Origin of the sequence: Polaromonas sp. (assembly GCF_039930745.1) — a bacterium.
Lineage (GTDB): Bacteria > Pseudomonadota > Gammaproteobacteria > Burkholderiales > Burkholderiaceae_C > Polaromonas.
The window spans coordinates 39,139-54,912 of the sequence record NZ_JBDTTH010000014.1; the positions used below are offsets into that span (position 1 = coordinate 39,139).

The 15,774-nt window shown below is 64.9% G+C and carries 15 protein-coding genes; 11 read left to right on the forward strand and 4 right to left on the reverse strand.

Features of this window, described 5'->3' with window-relative positions:
* Positions 1-50 precede the first annotated feature (50 nt).
* Genes fnr through ABI660_RS07305 form a run of 3 tightly spaced genes read left to right on the forward strand, consistent with a single transcriptional unit; the run spans position 51 to position 2,077 of the window.
* Positions 51-839 carry a fumarate/nitrate reduction transcriptional regulator Fnr gene (fnr, locus tag ABI660_RS07295; protein ID WP_348066398.1) on the forward strand — a complete coding sequence of 263 codons (789 nt, stop codon included), beginning with the start codon at positions 51-53 and terminating at the stop codon, positions 837-839.
* A gap of 16 nt (positions 840-855) precedes the next feature.
* A complete protein-coding gene (locus tag ABI660_RS07300; RefSeq protein ID WP_348066400.1) occupies positions 856-1,779 on the forward strand; it encodes a DnaJ C-terminal domain-containing protein in 924 nt (307 codons plus the stop codon).
* The gene (locus ABI660_RS07305; protein ID WP_348066402.1) at positions 1,760-2,077 is read left to right on the forward strand and encodes a chaperone modulator CbpM; all 318 of its coding nucleotides are present in this window, start codon (positions 1,760-1,762) and stop codon (positions 2,075-2,077) included. The genes ABI660_RS07300 and ABI660_RS07305 overlap by 20 nt, the downstream gene beginning before the upstream one ends.
* 31 nt (positions 2,078-2,108) lie before the next feature.
* On the opposite strand, the gene ABI660_RS07310 is transcribed toward ABI660_RS07305, so the two are convergent.
* Positions 2,109-2,441: a metalloregulator ArsR/SmtB family transcription factor gene (locus ABI660_RS07310; RefSeq protein ID WP_348066404.1), complete on the reverse strand. Its 333-nt coding sequence runs from the start codon at positions 2,439-2,441 to the stop codon at positions 2,109-2,111.
* A 119-nt stretch (positions 2,442-2,560) separates the two neighbouring features.
* Between ABI660_RS07310 and ABI660_RS07315 the strand changes: the two genes are divergently transcribed.
* From ABI660_RS07315 to ABI660_RS07345, 7 genes are all read left to right on the forward strand, one after another.
* Positions 2,561-3,421, forward strand: a complete 861-nt coding sequence (locus ABI660_RS07315) for an MBL fold metallo-hydrolase (protein WP_348066406.1) — start codon at positions 2,561-2,563, stop codon at positions 3,419-3,421.
* Between the two features lie 164 nt (positions 3,422-3,585).
* Positions 3,586-4,665: an efflux RND transporter periplasmic adaptor subunit gene (locus ABI660_RS07320; protein ID WP_348066408.1), complete on the forward strand. Its 1,080-nt coding sequence runs from the start codon at positions 3,586-3,588 to the stop codon at positions 4,663-4,665.
* 7 nt (positions 4,666-4,672) lie between these two features.
* Entirely contained in the window at positions 4,673-7,969 is a 3,297-nt protein-coding gene (locus tag ABI660_RS07325; RefSeq protein ID WP_348066410.1) for an efflux RND transporter permease subunit, read from the forward strand.
* A gap of 41 nt (positions 7,970-8,010) precedes the next feature.
* Entirely contained in the window at positions 8,011-9,282 is a 1,272-nt protein-coding gene (locus tag ABI660_RS07330; RefSeq protein WP_348066412.1) for an FAD/NAD(P)-binding oxidoreductase, read from the forward strand.
* A gap of 39 nt (positions 9,283-9,321) precedes the next feature.
* Positions 9,322-9,546, forward strand: a complete 225-nt coding sequence (locus ABI660_RS07335; protein WP_348066414.1) for a DUF2892 domain-containing protein — start codon at positions 9,322-9,324, stop codon at positions 9,544-9,546.
* A 2-nt stretch (positions 9,547-9,548) separates the two neighbouring features.
* On the forward strand, positions 9,549-9,995 hold the full coding sequence (locus ABI660_RS07340) for an OsmC family protein (protein WP_348066416.1): 447 nt from the start codon (positions 9,549-9,551) through the stop codon (positions 9,993-9,995).
* Positions 9,996-10,174: 179 nt separating this feature from the next.
* Complete coding sequence (locus ABI660_RS07345; protein ID WP_348066418.1) at positions 10,175-10,555, forward strand: rhodanese-like domain-containing protein; 381 nt, start codon at positions 10,175-10,177, stop codon at positions 10,553-10,555.
* A 160-nt stretch (positions 10,556-10,715) separates the two neighbouring features.
* Here ABI660_RS07345 and ABI660_RS07350 read toward each other — a convergent pair whose 3' ends face one another.
* Positions 10,716-12,053 (reverse strand): sigma-54-dependent Fis family transcriptional regulator, encoded by a 1,338-nt coding sequence (locus ABI660_RS07350; protein ID WP_348066420.1) that lies wholly within the window; start codon positions 12,051-12,053, stop codon positions 10,716-10,718.
* 200 nt (positions 12,054-12,253) lie between these two features.
* Between ABI660_RS07350 and petA the strand changes: the two genes are divergently transcribed.
* Positions 12,254-12,898 carry a ubiquinol-cytochrome c reductase iron-sulfur subunit gene (gene petA, locus ABI660_RS07355; protein WP_348066422.1) on the forward strand — a complete coding sequence of 215 codons (645 nt, stop codon included), beginning with the start codon at positions 12,254-12,256 and terminating at the stop codon, positions 12,896-12,898.
* 209 nt (positions 12,899-13,107) lie between these two features.
* On the opposite strand, the gene ABI660_RS07360 is transcribed toward petA, so the two are convergent.
* Together ABI660_RS07360 and ABI660_RS07365 are read right to left on the reverse strand one after the other, a co-directional pair.
* Complete coding sequence (locus ABI660_RS07360; RefSeq protein WP_348066424.1) at positions 13,108-14,007, reverse strand: ribose-phosphate pyrophosphokinase; 900 nt, start codon at positions 14,005-14,007, stop codon at positions 13,108-13,110.
* Complete coding sequence (locus ABI660_RS07365) at positions 14,007-15,530, reverse strand: thymidine phosphorylase family protein (RefSeq protein ID WP_348066426.1); 1,524 nt, start codon at positions 15,528-15,530, stop codon at positions 14,007-14,009. Before ABI660_RS07365 ends, ABI660_RS07360 begins: the two co-directional genes overlap by 1 nt.
* Between the last annotated feature and the right edge of the window lie 244 nt (positions 15,531-15,774).

Sequence of the window (15,774 nt, forward strand, 5' to 3'; positions counted from 1 at the left end):
GGCGTCCTTACGCCCCATGCATTTAATACCCCAGCCTCAAGGAGAACACCATGTCCACAGCCACGGCGATAGCCAGCAGCACGCCTGTACGTATTCTGCCCCGCCAGGCGACCCTTGCATCCGTGGGTGTGACGCCACTCGTGACGCATTGCTCCACATGCCACCTGCGCGACCTGTGTCTGCCCTGCGGCCTGGCGGGCAGCGACGTGGAGCGCCTGGATGACCTGATGTTCAGCCGCCGCAAGGTGAAAGCCGGCCAGACGCTGTACCGGGAAGGAGACCGCTTCCAGTTTGTTTACGCGGTGCGCAGCGGCACCTTCAAGTCCAGCCTGACCCTGGCCGATGGCCGCGAGCAGGTCGGCGGGTTTTACATGGCCGGTGAACTGATGGGGCTGGACGGCGTGGCCAATGGTTCGCATGCCAGCAGCACCACGGCGCTGGAAGACACCGAAGTTTGCGCCATTCCCTTTGCCCATTTCGCCGAAGTCGCGGCCGTAAATCCCGGCATGCAGCATGTGGTGACCCGGCTGATGAGTCGCGAGATCGTGCGGGAACACAGTCTCATGGTGTTGCTCGGCAGCATGAATGCTGAGGAGAGGCTGGCGGCCTTTCTGCTGAACCTGTCGCAGCGCCTGAAGGCGCGCGGTTATTCCGCCAGCGAGTTCCACCTGCGGATGTCGCGTGCCGAGATCGGCAGCTACCTCGGCATGACGCTGGAGACCGTCAGCAGGACTTTCTCGGCCTTTCAACAGCAGCGTCTGCTGGAAGTGGACAAGCGGCACATCCGCATCACGGACCTGGACGGCCTGACCCGGGCTTTCGAGACGCGCGTGCATTGACGCGGCGCATGGCGCCATGAAATACAAGGACTACTACGCAACGCTGGGCGTGCCGCGCGATGCGGACAGCGAGCAGATCAAGAAGGCCTACCGCAAACTCGCGCGCCAGCATCATCCGGATGTGTCCAAGGCGCCTGAGGCCGAAGCCTCTTTCAAGGAAGCCGGCGAGGCCTACGCGACGTTGAAAGATCCCGAAAAGCGCGCGGCCTATGACCAGCTGGGTCGCCGCCCTGCGGGCGAGGAGTTCGCGCCGCCGCCGCAGTGGCGCCACGACTTTGCGAACGACCAGGCGTTCGAAGGCGTCGATCTGGCGGACCTGCTGGCTGCGATGGGGCGGGGTCGCGCTTCCTCTGGTGGTCCCATTCCCCTGCACGGGCGCGACTATGAAACCAGTGTCCGCATTCCGCTGGAAGATGCCCACCGCGGTACAAGCGTCAGCCTGGAGCTGGCTGACGGGGAGGGTGGGCGTACGCTGGAAGTGACCATTCCACCGGGCATCGCGGATGGCCAGAAGCTGAGATTGCGCGGCAAGGGCGGGAAAGGGCTCAACGGTGGGGCCGATGGAGATATTTACCTTCACATCACGCTGGCACCGCACCCCGTGTTTCGCGCCGACCATCACGACCTGCATTTCAACCTGGCACTCGCTCCTTGGGAGGCTGCGCTGGGTGCGGAGGTAGAGGCGCCGACACTGGATGGGCCGGTGATGCTCACCGTGCCGGCGGGATCACGTTCAGGCCGCAAGCTGCGCCTGCGCGGACGGGGTATGGCCAACGGCCGCGGTGGCCGGGGTGACCTCTACGCCACCGTGCATATCGACGTGCCTGCCACATTGTCCGAACGCGAGCGGGAACTGTTCACGGAACTGGCAAATACCTCGCATTTCAACCCGCGCGCAGGTGCGGGCAAGGAGAAATCTCATGGAACAGCAACTGCTTGACGTTGCCTGGCTCGATGCGCGCGAGGTAGTCACTCTGGCCGAGCTGGCGCGGATTTGTGCCCTGAGCCCGGCGGAGCTGGACGAGCTGGTGGACGATGGTGCCCTGGTTCCGCTGGAGCGAGCCATGCAGGAGCGTTTGTTCAGCGCCGACTGTGTGATGCCCCTGCGCACGGCCGGCAAGCTGCGCCAGGATTTCGACCTGGACCTTTTTACGGTCGGTCTCCTGCTTGGCTACCTGAACCGCATCGAGGCGCTGGAGCGCCAGGTGCGGACATTGAAGGTACATCTGCCGGACTGACCGCCGCCCTGCCGTCGCCGGCGGGTGATTCTCAGCGTTTCTTTTTTGTGGGGACGCTGCAAAACTGGTCGTACAGAACCCCCAGCACACTCAGCGCCTGCGGGCTGTCGATTCGGTAATAAATCGACTTGCCGTCACGGCGGGTACTGACCAGGCCTTCGTCGCGCAGCACACCCAGTTGCTGCGACAGCGTGGGCTGCATGACACCCACAAGTTCCTCCAGTTCACCCACGCGCATCTCGCCCTGCGCCAGCTGGCACAGCAAGAGCAGGCGATCCGGGTTGGAAAGCACTTTCATCAGGCGGCAGGCCGCATCGGCGGAACTGCGCAGGCTGCCGAGATCCATCACAGTGTCTGCGGGCATGGGGAGGCACTCCTTTTGATTTTCGACAATGACATTATATTGACAAATATAATGTCTGTAAATATAATGTCTGTAAATATAATGTTAAAACTGAAATTGAACAAGCAGGAGAGTAGAACATGACACCCATCGTCACAAGTTTTTTTGATCCTGATACCTGGACTGTGAGCCATGTGGTCTGCGAGAAGGCGGGGACGGCCTGCGCCATTATTGATTCCGTCCTTGACTACGACCCGAAGTCCGGACGCACCCGCACTGCCTCGGCCAACAAGCTGGTGGCGTTTGTACATGCGCAAAACCTGCAGGTGGCGTGGATCCTGGAAACCCATGCCCACGCGGACCACCTGTCGGCAGCGCACTATCTGCGCGGGAAGCTGGGCGGGAAAATCGCCATCGGTGCGGCCATCACCCAGGTGCAGGATGTCTTCAAGCGCGTTTTCAACCTGGAGCCTGGATTCCGGGCCGACGGCCGCCAGTTCGACCACCTGCTGCAGGACGGCGAAACCTTTGCCGTTGGCGCATTGCAAGCCCAGGCTTTGTCGGTTCCCGGGCATACACCGGCCTGCATGGCCTATCGCATCGGCGATACGGTGTTCGTCGGCGACACCCTGTTCATGCCCGACGTGGGCACGGCCCGCTGCGACTTCCCCGGTGGGCATGCACCTGCTTTGTACCGTTCGGTACGCAGGCTGCTGAGCTTGCCACCCGAAACCCGGCTGTTCATGTGCCATGACTATCCGCCCGAGGGCCGGTCCCCCATCTGGGAAACCACGGTGGCCGAACAGCGCGCCAAAAACATCCATGTTCATGACGGCGTGAGTGAGGTCGAGTTTGTAAAGATGCGCGCCGCCCGGGACGCCACGCTCGACATGCCCACCTTGATCCTGCCTTCGGTGCAGGTCAACATCCGCGCCGGCGAAATGCCGCCGGCCGAAGACAACGGCGTGTCCTATCTCAAGATTCCACTCAATGCGCTGTGAATGCGTGCCGGTCTTTCATCCGGGGCGGGAGGCGACCTGCCGGAAAAGCAGCGGGAGATTGATATGAAGCAAGTGCAGAAGCAGCCCCAGAACCCAGTATGAAAAACAGGCTTTCGGTTCGCAGGGCGACGGGCGGCCGCTGTACGCATGGCAAAGGAAACATGATGAAAATTCTTCACCTCACGGTTTTCAAGGCGCTGGCCGCAGTGTTGAGCCTGGCGCTCGGCGCGGCTCCGGCGCTGGCCGCCGCAGCCGTCGAGGTGCCCGTGGTGCAGATCCGCGCGCAGGCGGTGCCTACCGGCTTCGAGCTCGACGGTGTGGTCCAGCCAGTGCAGCAAAGCACCTTGTCGGCGCAGGCATCGGGGCGGGTGGCGTCGCTGCTGGTGAAGGCGGGTGACCGCGTTCGTGCCGGGCAGTTGCTGGCCACCATTGATGACCGCGAGACCCAGACCGGTGTCCAGCGCAGCCAGGCGCAGGTGGCGCAGGCCGAGGCTGAACTGCGCAATGCCCGGGCGAACGCGGAGCGCTCGCGGGAGCTGCAGACCATGGGTTTTGTCAGCAAGGCCGCGCTTGACACCGCCAATACCCAGCTCAGCGCCGCACAGGCCGGACGCGACTCGGCCGTCGCCGGAGGCCGGCAATCGGCGCTGGCGCAGGGCTTCACGCGGGTGACTGCGCCTTACGACGGCTGGGTGTTGCAGACCCTGAGCGAAGCGGGCGACCTCGCGTTGCCGGGTACACCCCTGTTGACGCTGTATGCACCCCTGCCTTTGCGTGCGGTGGTGCAGGTGCCGGCCTCGCTGGGCGAGATCGCACGCTCGGCCAGCCGGGTAGACATCCAGGTGCCGGCCGGAAAGTCCGCATCGCCGCAATGGCTGGTGCCGGTGGCGCGCAGCGTGCTGCCCTCGGCAGATCCGGTGTCCCAGACTATCGAGTGGCGTCTGGAGCTCCCTGCTGTTGGTGCGGGCGGCCTGGTGCCCGGGCAGCAGGTGCGCGTGCGTTTTGTCGGCGGCGCTTCGAACCGCATGGTTGTTCCGGTCGCCGCAGTGATGCGGCGCGGAGAGCTGACGGCCGTGTACGTGGCGGCAGGCCAGGGCTTTGCCCTCCGGGCAGTCCGTCTCGGCGCCGACCATGGCGCAGCAGGCGTAGAGGTGCTGGCCGGCCTGTCCGCCGGTGACAGTGTGGCGCTGGACCCGGTGCGCGCCGGCCTGTCCGGTGCCCGTCCGCAGACCGCTGCGCGCTGAGGTGGCCATGAACGATTCCACGTCTTCCGGTCGCGCCCGCCTCGGTGCCTCAGGGCGCATGGCGGCTGCCTTCCAGTCCAATGCGATCACGCCGCTGCTCGCACTGGTGGCCTTGTTGCTGGGGCTGTTTGCCGTGCTGGTCACGCCGCGCGAGGAAGAGCCGCAGATCAATGTGACCATGGCCAACGTGCTGATCCCCTTCCCGGGCGCCAGCAGCGAAAACGTGCAGAACATGGTGGCCCGGCCCGCCGAGCAGGTGCTCAGCAAGATTGCAGACATTGAGCACACGTATTCGGTGGCCAGGCCCGGCCTGGCCGTTCTGACGGTGCAGTTCAAGGTGGGCGTGCCGCGCACCGAGGCGCTGGTGCGCCTGTACGACGTGCTCAACGCCAATCAGGACTGGCTGCCGCGGGACCTGGGTACCCTCGCGCCCATCGTCAAGCCCAAGGGCATCGACGACGTACCGGTGCTGGCCGTCACGCTCTGGAGTGCGGACGCGCTGGCCGCCAACGATCTCGAGCGGGTGGCCAGCACGCTGGAGATGGAGCTCAAGCGCGTGCCGGGTGCGCGCGAGGTGCAGACCATAGGCGGCCCGGGCCGCGCCGTGCATGTATGGCTGGACCCGGTGCGCCTGCGCGAACGCGGGGTCGATGTCCTGGGGCTCAAGCAGACGCTGGCCGCCGCCAATTTCGGCATGCCCTCGGGCTCGGTGCTGGACCCTTCGCGCCAGCCGGCCCAGATGCTCAGCGTGGAAACCGGCGAGTTTCTTTCATCGGCCGAAGACATCGGCTCCCTGGTCGTGGGTGTCAGCAAGGGCAAGCCGGTTTATCTCAGCGAAGTGGCCCGCATCGAGGCCGGTGCCCAGTTGCCGCAGCGTTATGTGTGGTTCACACCGGGCGCTGCCGTGACGGATGCCACCCCAGGTGCCGCAGCGCCACCAGCTGCGGGCCAAGTCTATCCGGCGGTGACGCTGACGGTGACCAAGAAGCCCGGTGAAAACGCCGTGAATGTGGCGCGTGCTGCCAATGCCCGGCTGGAAGCGCTGCGCAACACGGTGATCCCCGCCAACATCCAGACCACCGTCACGCGTGACTACGGCGAAACCGCCGCGGAAAAAGCCAACAAGCTGATCCAGAAGCTGGCTTTTGCCACGGGCTCGGTGATTTTGCTGGTCGGTTTCGCCCTGGGCCGCCGGGAGGCCGTGATTGTCGGCGCGGCCGTGATTCTGACGCTGATGGCCACGCTGTTTGCCAGCTGGGCCTGGGGCTTCACGCTGAACCGCGTGTCGCTTTTTGCACTGATTTTTTCCATCGGCATCCTGGTGGACGACGCGATTGTGGTGGTGGAGAACATCCACCGCCACCAGCAGCTCTACCCGGAGAAATCGCTGGCCGACATCATTCCCGGTGCGGTCAATGAGGTGGGCGGTCCGACCATCCTCGCAACGCTCACCGTGATTGCCGCGCTGTTGCCCATGGCTTTTGTGAGCGGACTGATGGGCCCTTACATGAGCCCGATCCCGATCAACTCCAGCCTTGGCATGGCGATTTCTCTGGCCATTGCTTTCACGGTCACGCCCTGGCTGGCGCTCAAGCTCATGAAGGCGCACGGTCCGGGGCGCGGTCATGAAGGCGCCGCGAAACCGGGCGGGTTGGGCCCCAGGCTGCAGCGTTTCTTCACGCGCATCCTCACGCCCCTGCTCGACAGCGCGCGCAAGCGCTGGTTGCTGCTGGCCGGCATCCTGGCCGCCTTGCTGCTGTCGGTCGGCCTGACCCTGGTGCAGTGGGTGGTGCTCAAGATGCTGCCCTTTGACAACAAGAGCGAGTTCCAGGTGGTGGTGGACATGCCGGCCGGCACGCCGCTGGAAAACACCGCAGCCGCCCTCCACGAGATGGGCGCTTTTCTGGCGCAGCAGCCCGAGGTGCGTGACCTGCAGGGTTATGCCGGCACGGCCAGCCCGATCACCTTCAACGGCCTGGTGCGCCAGTATTACCTGCGTGCCGAGGCCGAGCAGGGCGACCTGCAGGTCAACCTGGTCGACAAGCATCACCGCAGCGACAAGAGCCACGCGATTGCCCAGCGCCTGCGCCCGGAGCTGGAAAAAATCGGCGCGCGCCATCAGGCCCGGGTCAAGGTGGTGGAAGTGCCGCCCGGCCCGCCTGTCATGAGCCCGCTGGTGGCCGAGGTCTACGGCCCGGACGAAGCCGGCCGCCAGGCGCTGGCCAGGCGCATCGCCGCCGCCTTTGCGGCCACGCCCGACATCGTGGGCATCGACACCTCGCTCAAGGAAGACGCCCCGCGCGCCCACCTCACGGTGCAGCGTCAGCGTGCCGAGTCGCTGGGCATTCCGGTGGCGGCGATTGCGCAGACGGTGCACAGCGCGCTCTCGGGCGCGGATGCCGCCTACATGCACGACGGCCAGTCCAAATACCCGGTGCCGGTTCGCCTGCAGCTGCCGCTGGACAGCCAGGTCGGGCTCGATGCCCTGCTGGCTCTGCCCATGAAAGCTGCTAACGGCCGCATGGTGCCCTTGTCCGAGCTGGTGCAGGTGGAGCAGGGTGTCATCAACAAGCCGCTGTTCACCAAGGATCTGCAGCCAGTCAGTTATGTGTTCGGCGACATGGCCGGCAAGCTTGATTCGCCGCTGTACGGCCTGTTCGGAATCCGTCCCAGGCTGGCGGAGGCGGCCCTGCCCGAGACCGGTGAACTGGGCGAATACTGGATCAACCAGCCGGCTGACCCTTATCGCGAGTACGCCATCAAGTGGGACGGCGAATCGCAGATCACCTATGAGACTTTCCGTGACATGGGCACCGCCTACGGCGTGGGCCTGATCCTGATCTACCTGCTGGTGGTGGCGCAGTTCAGGAGTTACCTCGCGCCGCTGGTGATCATGGCCCCTATTCCGCTGACCATGATCGGCGTGATGCCGGGGCACGCGCTGCTCCATGCCCAGTTCACGGCCACCAGCATGATCGGCATGATCGCGCTGGCGGGCATCATCGTGCGCAACTCCATCTTGCTGGTGGACTTCATCGAGCTGCAGGTGGCGCAGGGCATGGACTTCAAGGAGGCTGTGGTGAGCTCGGCCGCCGTGCGCGCCCAGCCGATTGCGCTGACCGGTCTGGCCGCCATGATCGGCGCCTTTTTCATCCTGGACGATCCCATCTTCAACGGCCTGGCCATTGCACTGATCTTCGGCATTCTGGTGTCCACGCTGCTGACACTGGTGGTCATTCCGGTTCTCTATTTCGCGCTGTACCAGCACCGGGCGGCCCCGCCGGCTGCGCGCATTGAAGCCTGAGCGACGGACTGACTTTTCAACCTGAACCAAGGAGACATGACATGGCCAACATCATCATCATGGGCGCCGGCATAGGCGGCATGCCCGCTGCCTACGAAATGCGCGAACTGCTGCCGCCCGAGCACAAGATCACGGTGGTCAGCGCGGTGGACTATTTCCAATTCGTGCCCTCCAACCCCTGGGTGGCGGTGGGCTGGCGCAAGCGGGACGACATCGTGTTGAAGATCGCCCCCCTGCTGGAGCGCAAGGGCATCGACTTTGTGCCCAAGGCCGTCACCACCATCGACCCCGAGGCCAGGCGCCTGACACTCGAAGGCGGTGACAACCTGGACTACGACTACCTGGTGATCACCACCGGGCCCAAGCTCAGCTTTGACGAGGTGCCCGGTGCCGGCCCCCATGGCGGGCACACCCATTCCGTGTGTACTGTGGCGCACGCTGAAGCGTTCTGGGCGGCGTACCAGGACTTCCTCAAGAACCCCGGCCCGGTCGTCATCGGTGCCATGCCGATGGCCAGCTGTTTCGGGCCGGCTTATGAATTCGCCTTCATCCTCGACGCCGACCTGCGCAAGCGCAAGCTGCGCCACCTGGTGCCCATCACCTTCGTGACCAGCGAGCCCTACATCGGCCACCTGGGCCTCGGCGGTGTCGGCGACAGCAAGTCCATGATGGAGTCGGAGATGCGCGGCCACGACATGAAGTGGATCACCAACGCCAAGACCACGCGTGTCGAGGACGGAAAAATGTTTGTCACCCAGGTCGATGACCTCGGCAATCTGTACAAGGAGCATGAAGTCCCGTTCAAGCTGTCCATGATGCTGCCGGCCTTCAAGGGCGTGGACGCGGTAGCGGCGGTGCCGGGACTGTGTAACCCGCGCGGCTTTGTGCTGATTGACGAACACCAGCGCAGCAAGGCCTGGCCCAACATCTTTGCGGCCGGCGTCTGCGTGGCCATCCCGCCGGTGGAGACCACGCCGGTGCCGACGGGCGCACCCAAGACCGGTTACATGATAGAGACCATGGTGACCGCGATCACCCACAACATCGCCGACGAAATTGCCGGCCGGCCGGTGCAGGCCAAAGCCACCTGGAACGCGATCTGCCTGGCCGACATGGGCGACACGGGGGCGGCCTTTGTGGCCCTGCCGCAGATACCGCCGCGCAACGTGAACTGGTTCAAGAAGGGCAAATGGGTGCACCTGGCCAAGATCGCGTTCGAGAAGTATTTCATTCGCAAGATGAAAACCGGCAACTCGGAGCCGGTGTATGAGAAGTACGTGCTCAAGCTCCTGGGCATCGTGCGCCTGAAATGAAGCCCTTTTTTTCTTTTTTTAACTCCCTGGAGAATTTTCATGACTGTCGAACGTTACATCCGCATCATTGCCGGCCTCTTCATCCTGGCCTCGCTCGCACTCGGCGTTGAAGGCAGCCCGTTGTTTGTGAGCAAGTGGGCCCTGGCCTTCACCGCCTTTGTTGGCTTTAACCTGTTCCAGTTCGGGTTCACCAACATGTGCCCGCTCGGTTTCATCCTCAAGAAGCTGGGCGTGCCCGAGTCCAAATTTTCCTGTGGTGCCTGAGCATGAGCGACAACCTTGTCCAGGTCAGCCTGGTCCAGCAGCAGGACTACCGCTTTGATATCCAGTTTGGCGGGGTCATTCCGGTGCTGACCAGTGATGAACCGATGCCGCTGGGAACCGGCCTCGGGCCCTCGCCGGTACAGCTGCTCAGCGCCGCTGTCGGCAACTGCCTGAGCGATTCGCTGTTGTTTGCCTTGCGCAAGTTCAAGCAGGCCCCGGAGCCGATGCGCTGCGACATCACCTCGCAGGTGGGCCGCAACCCGGAAGGTCGTCTGCGTGTGCTGGGCATGACAGCGCAGCTGACGCTGGGCGTGCCAGCGGCCTCGCTGCAGCACCTGGACCGCGTGCTCGAGCAGTTCGAGGCCTTCTGCACGGTCACCCAGAGTGTGGGGCAGGGCATTCCGATCACCATCGAGATTTCTGACAGTGCTGGTCGGCGCCTGAAGTAAATCGCATCGGGTCTACACACTGTCCGTTACCCGCCATATGGGAACTCTGATCCCGCCTGGGTTGTGGAGCGTGTGGCGCACCACGCGCTGCATCCGCGAAAAAATCCGCGCGCCCTGAACTTTCTGGATCCGTTATATACGCCGGATCCGACTCTTCACTCTGTCATCAGGAATTACCCATGAAAACCGCCCATGATCTTGTCGCCGCTGCCAAAAACCGCGTACAGGAAATCGCCATGTCAGACGCTGAAGCCGTCCTATGCGATGCCGAGGTGCTGGTGGACGTGCGCGAAGCCGACGAATACGCCGCCGGCCACATTGCCGGCGCGGTTCTTGTTCCGCGCGGCCTGCTCGAATTCAAGTTCAGCAGCACCCCGGCGCTGCAGCCGAGGGACCTGAAGATCGTGCTTTACTGCAAGACCAGCGGCCGCGCCGCGCTGTGCGGCGCCGCGCTGCACGAGATGGGTTACCTGAACGTGCGGTCGATAGCCGGCGGCATCGATGGTTGGGTGGCGGCCGGCAAGCCGGTGGTCAAACCGGAAGAGCCGTCCTTTGAGTGATGGCGTTCGAGCCCGTCCGCGTGGCCAGGTGGCGACGTAGTTGACCCTCGCGGCGGGGCTGCAAGACGCCAAAACATCAGTGAAAAGTGCACCTAGCCCTTACTGGTGTTGGACAATTAGCTATCAATCCAGGAGCAGATCTGCCTGATGTTGGGCCGGCTCAGCCCTGTCCCAAGGCCTTGAGCTTGCGGTACAGCGAGCGCTCGCTGATGCCCAGCTGGGCTGCGAGTTCAGCGCGGCTGCCATGGTGCGTGGCCACCAGTTGTTGCAGGGCCGACCGCGCCATCACCCGCAGTGCGCCCGGTCTGGGCGCGTTGCCCGCCTCTGGCGAGCGGCGCCGCGCATCCGGCGGACGCCGGCCCGACAGCAGTGCCTGCTGAATGTGCGTGGCTTGCAGGGTCTGGCCGTCGCACAGCAGCGAGGCGCGCTCGAGCAGGTTGCGCAGCTCGCGCACATTGCCCGGGTAATCCTGGGCCTGCAGCAGTTTCAGGGCCGGGGGCGCCAGTGAAAGCTGCCTGCCAGACGCGACGCGTTGCAGCAGCGCGGTTGCCAGCAAGGGGATGTCGCCGCACCGCTCGCGCAGGGCCGGCAGATAGATGGGAAAAATGCTCAGCCGGTAGTAGAGGTCTTCACGGAAACGCCCCTCGGCCACCATGCGTTCCAGGTCGCGATGGGTGGCGGCAACAACGCGGATGTCGGCATGACGCAACTCGGTGTTGCCGACGCGGCGATAGGTGCCGGTCTCCAGCAGGCGCAGCAGCTTGACCTGCATGGTCAGTGGAATGTCGCCGACCTCGTCGAGAAACAGCGTGCCGCCGCTGGCGGCCTCCACCAGGCCGGCCTTGGCAGTGTTTGCGCCGGTGAAGGCGCCGCGTTCATGGCCGAACAGCTCGGACTCGAACAGGTTGTCGGGCAGGCTGGCACAGTCCACCGCCACCAGGACCCGCTGGGCGCGCGAACTGGTTTCATGCACTGCCCGGGCCACCAGTTCCTTGCCCGTGCCCGATTCCCCGAGCAGCAGCACCGCGGCCTGCGACGGCGCGACGCGGGCGACAAGCGCCAGCATGTGCTGAAAGGCCGGCGCGCGCCCGATCAGGCCCTGCGCTGCAGGCTGGCCCTGCGCCGCGCGCAGCGTTGCCATCTTCTCGACAAAAAAGGTTTGCCGGCCCTTATCATTCCGCAGCGGCGCGAGCTCGATGTTGACGTACTCCTCGCCCCTTGGCGTGTGGTGCAGGTGCAGCACCCGCTCAGGCTGTCCGGATTCGCGCGACTGGGCCAGCGGACAGGACTCGCCGGCCTGGTCGCAAGGTACGCTGAAGTGGTGCGAGACCTCATGGCAGAGCCGGCCCACCACCTCGGCCCCGGGGCTGAACTGGCGGCAGTAGGCGGCATTAGCCGCGAGGATGCGGTACTGCGCGCTGAGCAGGATGTGCGGTTCAGGCAGGCCTTCGAGGTAAGACACCAGTTCCGGCAAAACTTGTGCGGCGAGGTATTTCATGCTCACGGTGGTGTACTGCCAACTGCCAGGAGCTGCCAAAAATGGCAGCTGTGGCAGGGCCGTGAATCTGGTGAACAAAGGGCGACCCTTGATTGGATTGGCTTTTTTTCAAAACAGCCGCGGCACGTTTCTTGAGAACAGGGTGATGGCCAACCGCGGCGAAAGCGCAGTGCTTCACCGCGACACCACAGAGGAACATCATGACCCCCATCTCCACTCTTCCCGAACTTCCAGCCAGCCTCGTCCCCGCCGGCGATGGGCCTGCCCACGATGCGGAGCGCCGCCAGGTGGTTCTGCTTGCCGCTGCAGTGGCGGGTGTGGGCATGGCGGCTGTCGCCGTTCCCTTTGTGTCGAGCTTTGCCCCCAGCGAGCGCGCCCGCGCCATGGGTGCCAGCGTGGAGGTCGATATTTCCGACCTGCCGCCCGGCGGCATCAAGACCGTCGAGTGGCGCGGCAAACCCGTGTGGATCATGCGCCGCACGCACGCCATGCTGGTGGCCCTGGCTTCGCAGGATGCAGGCCTGGCCGACCCGGATTCCAGAAAAGATCAGCAGCCTGACTACGCGCGCAACCCGCAGCGTTCCATCAAGCCTGAGGTGTTTGTGGGCGTCGGTATTTGCACCCACCTGGGTTGTTCGCCCAACCAGGTGCCTGCCGGTAGCGGCAATCCCAGCCTGGGCGCGGACTGGTCGGGTGGATTTTTCTGCCCCTGCCATGGCTCCACCTTTGACCTGGCGGGGCGGGTGTTCAAGAACAAGCCTGCACCGACGAATCTGGAGGTGCCGCCGCACCGGTACATCGCGGAGGGCACGCTGCTGATCGGAGAGGACGCCAGCGCCACCTGATTCAGAAGTGACCTGTGCCCCTGCAGGCCGTGTCCGAAAGCAAAGCTCGGCCTGTTGGCCGCGCAGCAAGGGCAAATCCGGTTTGGCAATCTTGACGCAGCGCACGAGAGGTCCTTTTTCTTCCCCGCTCGCAATGCAGGAGGCGGCCGGCGCATGGCGCGGCCATGTCGCGTCTGGATGGCCCTGTACCAAGCCAATGCGTTCAGGGCTCATGGAGCAGGCTTCCTGTCGGTCCGTAGCTGGCGCACGGCACGGGCGAGCAGCGAAACCATGCGTATGGTGTTGGTGGAATGAACAACCGTGTCGCAGCTCACCACGCGTGTGGCGCCGGCTTCGAGCAGCTGGCGCTCGGCATCGCCTTCAAGAAGCGCATGCACGGCAATGCACAGGGGGGCACCCAGGTCCTTTTTGATCAGAAGCTGTGTTGCTGCCAGCATGGTGTGGCCCGTGGAAATGATGTCGTCGAGCAGCACCGGCGTTCGCCCGGGCCAGCGCTCGCGGCTGGCCAGCCGGACACCCACGTCGCGGTCGCCACGGCGCGTTTTGGCCAGCACCGTCCAGGGGGCACCGGCCAGCCGTGCCACTTCGGCGACCCACTGTTCGCTTTCCTGGTCCGGCCCGATCAGCCAGGGCGCCTGCACGTGGCTGCGCAGCCAGCGCGCGATCACCGGTGCTGCCGGCACCACCTGTGTGCGCAGGGTGTAGATATCGTCCAGGCTGTGGATGCGGTGCAGGTGCGGGTCCACGGTCACCAGAAAGTCCAGTGAAGCGGACAGCAGGCGGGCATAGCTGCGTGAGGTCACCGCCTCTCCCGGCTGGAAGCGCTTGTCCTGCCGCATATAGGCCAGGTAGGGTGCAACCAGCCCGACCTGCCGCGCACCCAACTCACGCGCTGCATCGGCAGCAAAAATCAGCGGCAGGGTCTTGCCGTTGGGCTGGTCCAGGCTTCCGGCCAGCACGACGCAGCGACCCTGGACCGGCGTGTCAATACGTACACCGGTTTCACCGTCGGGGAAGTGGTGCAACTGCAGTTCGGCATGATCGCAACGCAGGCGGCTGGCCAGGCCGGCCGAGAGAGCTGCAGCGCCGGGCAGAGCCAGAACCAGCATCAGGCTTCCTCCATCACATGGACGGCGCCGGGCTGCGTGGTGGCATATTCCAGGGCATAGGCCAACTCTCCCGATGTGGCTGCATGCAGTGTGAAAAGCGGGTCACCGCGTTCGACCACCGTCCCGAGCTGCACATTCATGTCGATACCCGCACACGCTGCGGTGGGCGCACCGGCGAGTTTGGCGATACGCGCCAAGCGCCGGTTGTCGATGGCGATCACGCTGCCGCCGTGCAGGGCTGTCACCGGCTGCTGGTAGGCAGCCACCGGCGGCTCGCGCAGGCCGCCCTGAGCTTCGCAGATTTCCTGGAATTTCTGCCAGGCGCGGCCGTCCTCCAGTACCGACCTGGCCTGGGCCAGGCCTGCGCCGGTTTGTGCGGCACCGCCGAACTCGAGAATCTGTCCGGCCAGCTGCAGCGAACGTAGCGCAAGGTCCGCCGGGGCCTGCGTTTCGCGGCGTAACACGGCCAGCACATCGCGCGCCTCCAGCGCGGGGCCTATGCCGCGGCCCACCGGAGCCACGCCATCGGTTTGCACCACGCGCACCTGCAGGCCCAGCGCCTGCCCGACCTGCTCGAGTTGCCGCCCCAACTGATGGGCGGCATGTGCGCTGCGAACCTTGGCGGTCAGCCCGACCGGCATGTCGATCAGCACGTGGGTGGCGCCGGCCGCGGCTTTCTTTGACAGGACCGAGGCCACGAGCTGCCCCTGGCTGTCCAGGTCCAGCGGGCGTTCGACGCGGATCAGGATGTCGTCCGCCGGGCTGAGCCGAACGGCGCCGCCCCACACAATGCAGCCACCGGTGCGCTCCACCACGCGGCGTATCTGTGCCACGTCCAGGTCTACTGGCGCCAGCGTCTCCATGGTGTCGGCGGTGCCGGCCGGTGAGGTGATGGCACGCGACGAGGTCTTGGGCATGCGCAGGCCGCAGGCCGCAATGATGGGGACAATGATCATGGTGGTGCGGTTGCCGGGCAAGCCCCCCACGCAGTGTTTGTCCATAACCAGGCCTTCGCCCCAGTTCATGCGTTCGCCCACATTGACCATGGCGCGGGTCAGCGCGATGGTTTCGTTCATGTCCAGATGGTCGCCTGCACAGGCGGTGACGAAGGCCGCAAGCTGCAGGTCCGAGTAACGCCCGGCGGCCACGTCCCCGATCACTGCATCAATGGCGGCCTGGCCCAGACGGCGTCCATATACCTTGGCACGTACATGGCTCAGCGATTCAAGCGGCGCGGGGTGGTGCAGCGAAACCTCTTCGCCCGGGAGCGCGTGCAGCAGGCGCCAGGCTGCTTCGGACAGGCCGGCCTCTTCGGGCGAGAGAAAGTCTCCGCTCACCACATTGAGCGTGGCCACGATGGTGTGGCCGTTGAGCCGCATTTCCACGCGAGACCGCGCCTCGAAACCTTCCGAGTGGCAGACCGGGCAATCGCGGTGCATGTACAGCACCGGCTCCTGGTAGGTGTCGATGCCCAGACGGCGCAGCCGCAGGCGGTTGACAGTGTGCGGAGGTGATGTTGGCATGAAGGGTCCTTCGCGTCACTGTAGGCAGGACAGACGCGCCCGGTCTTGACAAAGCGCAAGCCCGGCGCGGGACGCTTGCGGGACTGGCATGCCCGTGGGCTCTCAGGACGGTGGGCCAGGCGCGGTTCGCAGAATCCGCTGTTCGTCGTCAGCCAGTGCTTCGGTGGTCGAGCCAAGGCATGCGCCTAGTTCCGCTCGGGCGGGAAGGCCGCATCGAGGATCACCGGATTGCCGGCCCGCAGTG

Excerpts from the sequence above, each read along its gene's own strand:
- ABI660_RS07365 (WP_348066426.1), bottom strand. The coding sequence starts at position 15,530 with ATGCCAACATCACCTCCGCACACTGTCAACCGCCTGCGGCTGCGCCGT.
- ABI660_RS07315 (WP_348066406.1), top strand. The coding sequence starts at position 2,561 with ATGACACCCATCGTCACAAGTTTTTTTGATCCTGATACCTGGACTGTG.
- ABI660_RS07310 (WP_348066404.1), bottom strand. The coding sequence starts at position 2,441 with ATGCCCGCAGACACTGTGATGGATCTCGGCAGCCTGCGCAGTTCCGCC.
- fnr (WP_348066398.1), top strand. The coding sequence starts at position 51 with ATGTCCACAGCCACGGCGATAGCCAGCAGCACGCCTGTACGTATTCTG.
- ABI660_RS07325 (WP_348066410.1), top strand. The coding sequence starts at position 4,673 with ATGAACGATTCCACGTCTTCCGGTCGCGCCCGCCTCGGTGCCTCAGGG.
- ABI660_RS07330 (WP_348066412.1), top strand. The coding sequence starts at position 8,011 with ATGGCCAACATCATCATCATGGGCGCCGGCATAGGCGGCATGCCCGCT.
- ABI660_RS07300 (WP_348066400.1), top strand. The coding sequence starts at position 856 with ATGAAATACAAGGACTACTACGCAACGCTGGGCGTGCCGCGCGATGCG.
- ABI660_RS07360 (WP_348066424.1), bottom strand. The coding sequence starts at position 14,007 with ATGCTGGTTCTGGCTCTGCCCGGCGCTGCAGCTCTCTCGGCCGGCCTG.
- ABI660_RS07320 (WP_348066408.1), top strand. The coding sequence starts at position 3,586 with ATGAAAATTCTTCACCTCACGGTTTTCAAGGCGCTGGCCGCAGTGTTG.
- petA (WP_348066422.1), top strand. The coding sequence starts at position 12,254 with ATGACCCCCATCTCCACTCTTCCCGAACTTCCAGCCAGCCTCGTCCCC.
- ABI660_RS07305 (WP_348066402.1), top strand. The coding sequence starts at position 1,760 with ATGGAACAGCAACTGCTTGACGTTGCCTGGCTCGATGCGCGCGAGGTA.
- ABI660_RS07345 (WP_348066418.1), top strand. The coding sequence starts at position 10,175 with ATGAAAACCGCCCATGATCTTGTCGCCGCTGCCAAAAACCGCGTACAG.
- ABI660_RS07340 (WP_348066416.1), top strand. The coding sequence starts at position 9,549 with ATGAGCGACAACCTTGTCCAGGTCAGCCTGGTCCAGCAGCAGGACTAC.
- ABI660_RS07335 (WP_348066414.1), top strand. The coding sequence starts at position 9,322 with ATGACTGTCGAACGTTACATCCGCATCATTGCCGGCCTCTTCATCCTG.
- ABI660_RS07350 (WP_348066420.1), bottom strand. The coding sequence starts at position 12,053 with ATGAAATACCTCGCCGCACAAGTTTTGCCGGAACTGGTGTCTTACCTC.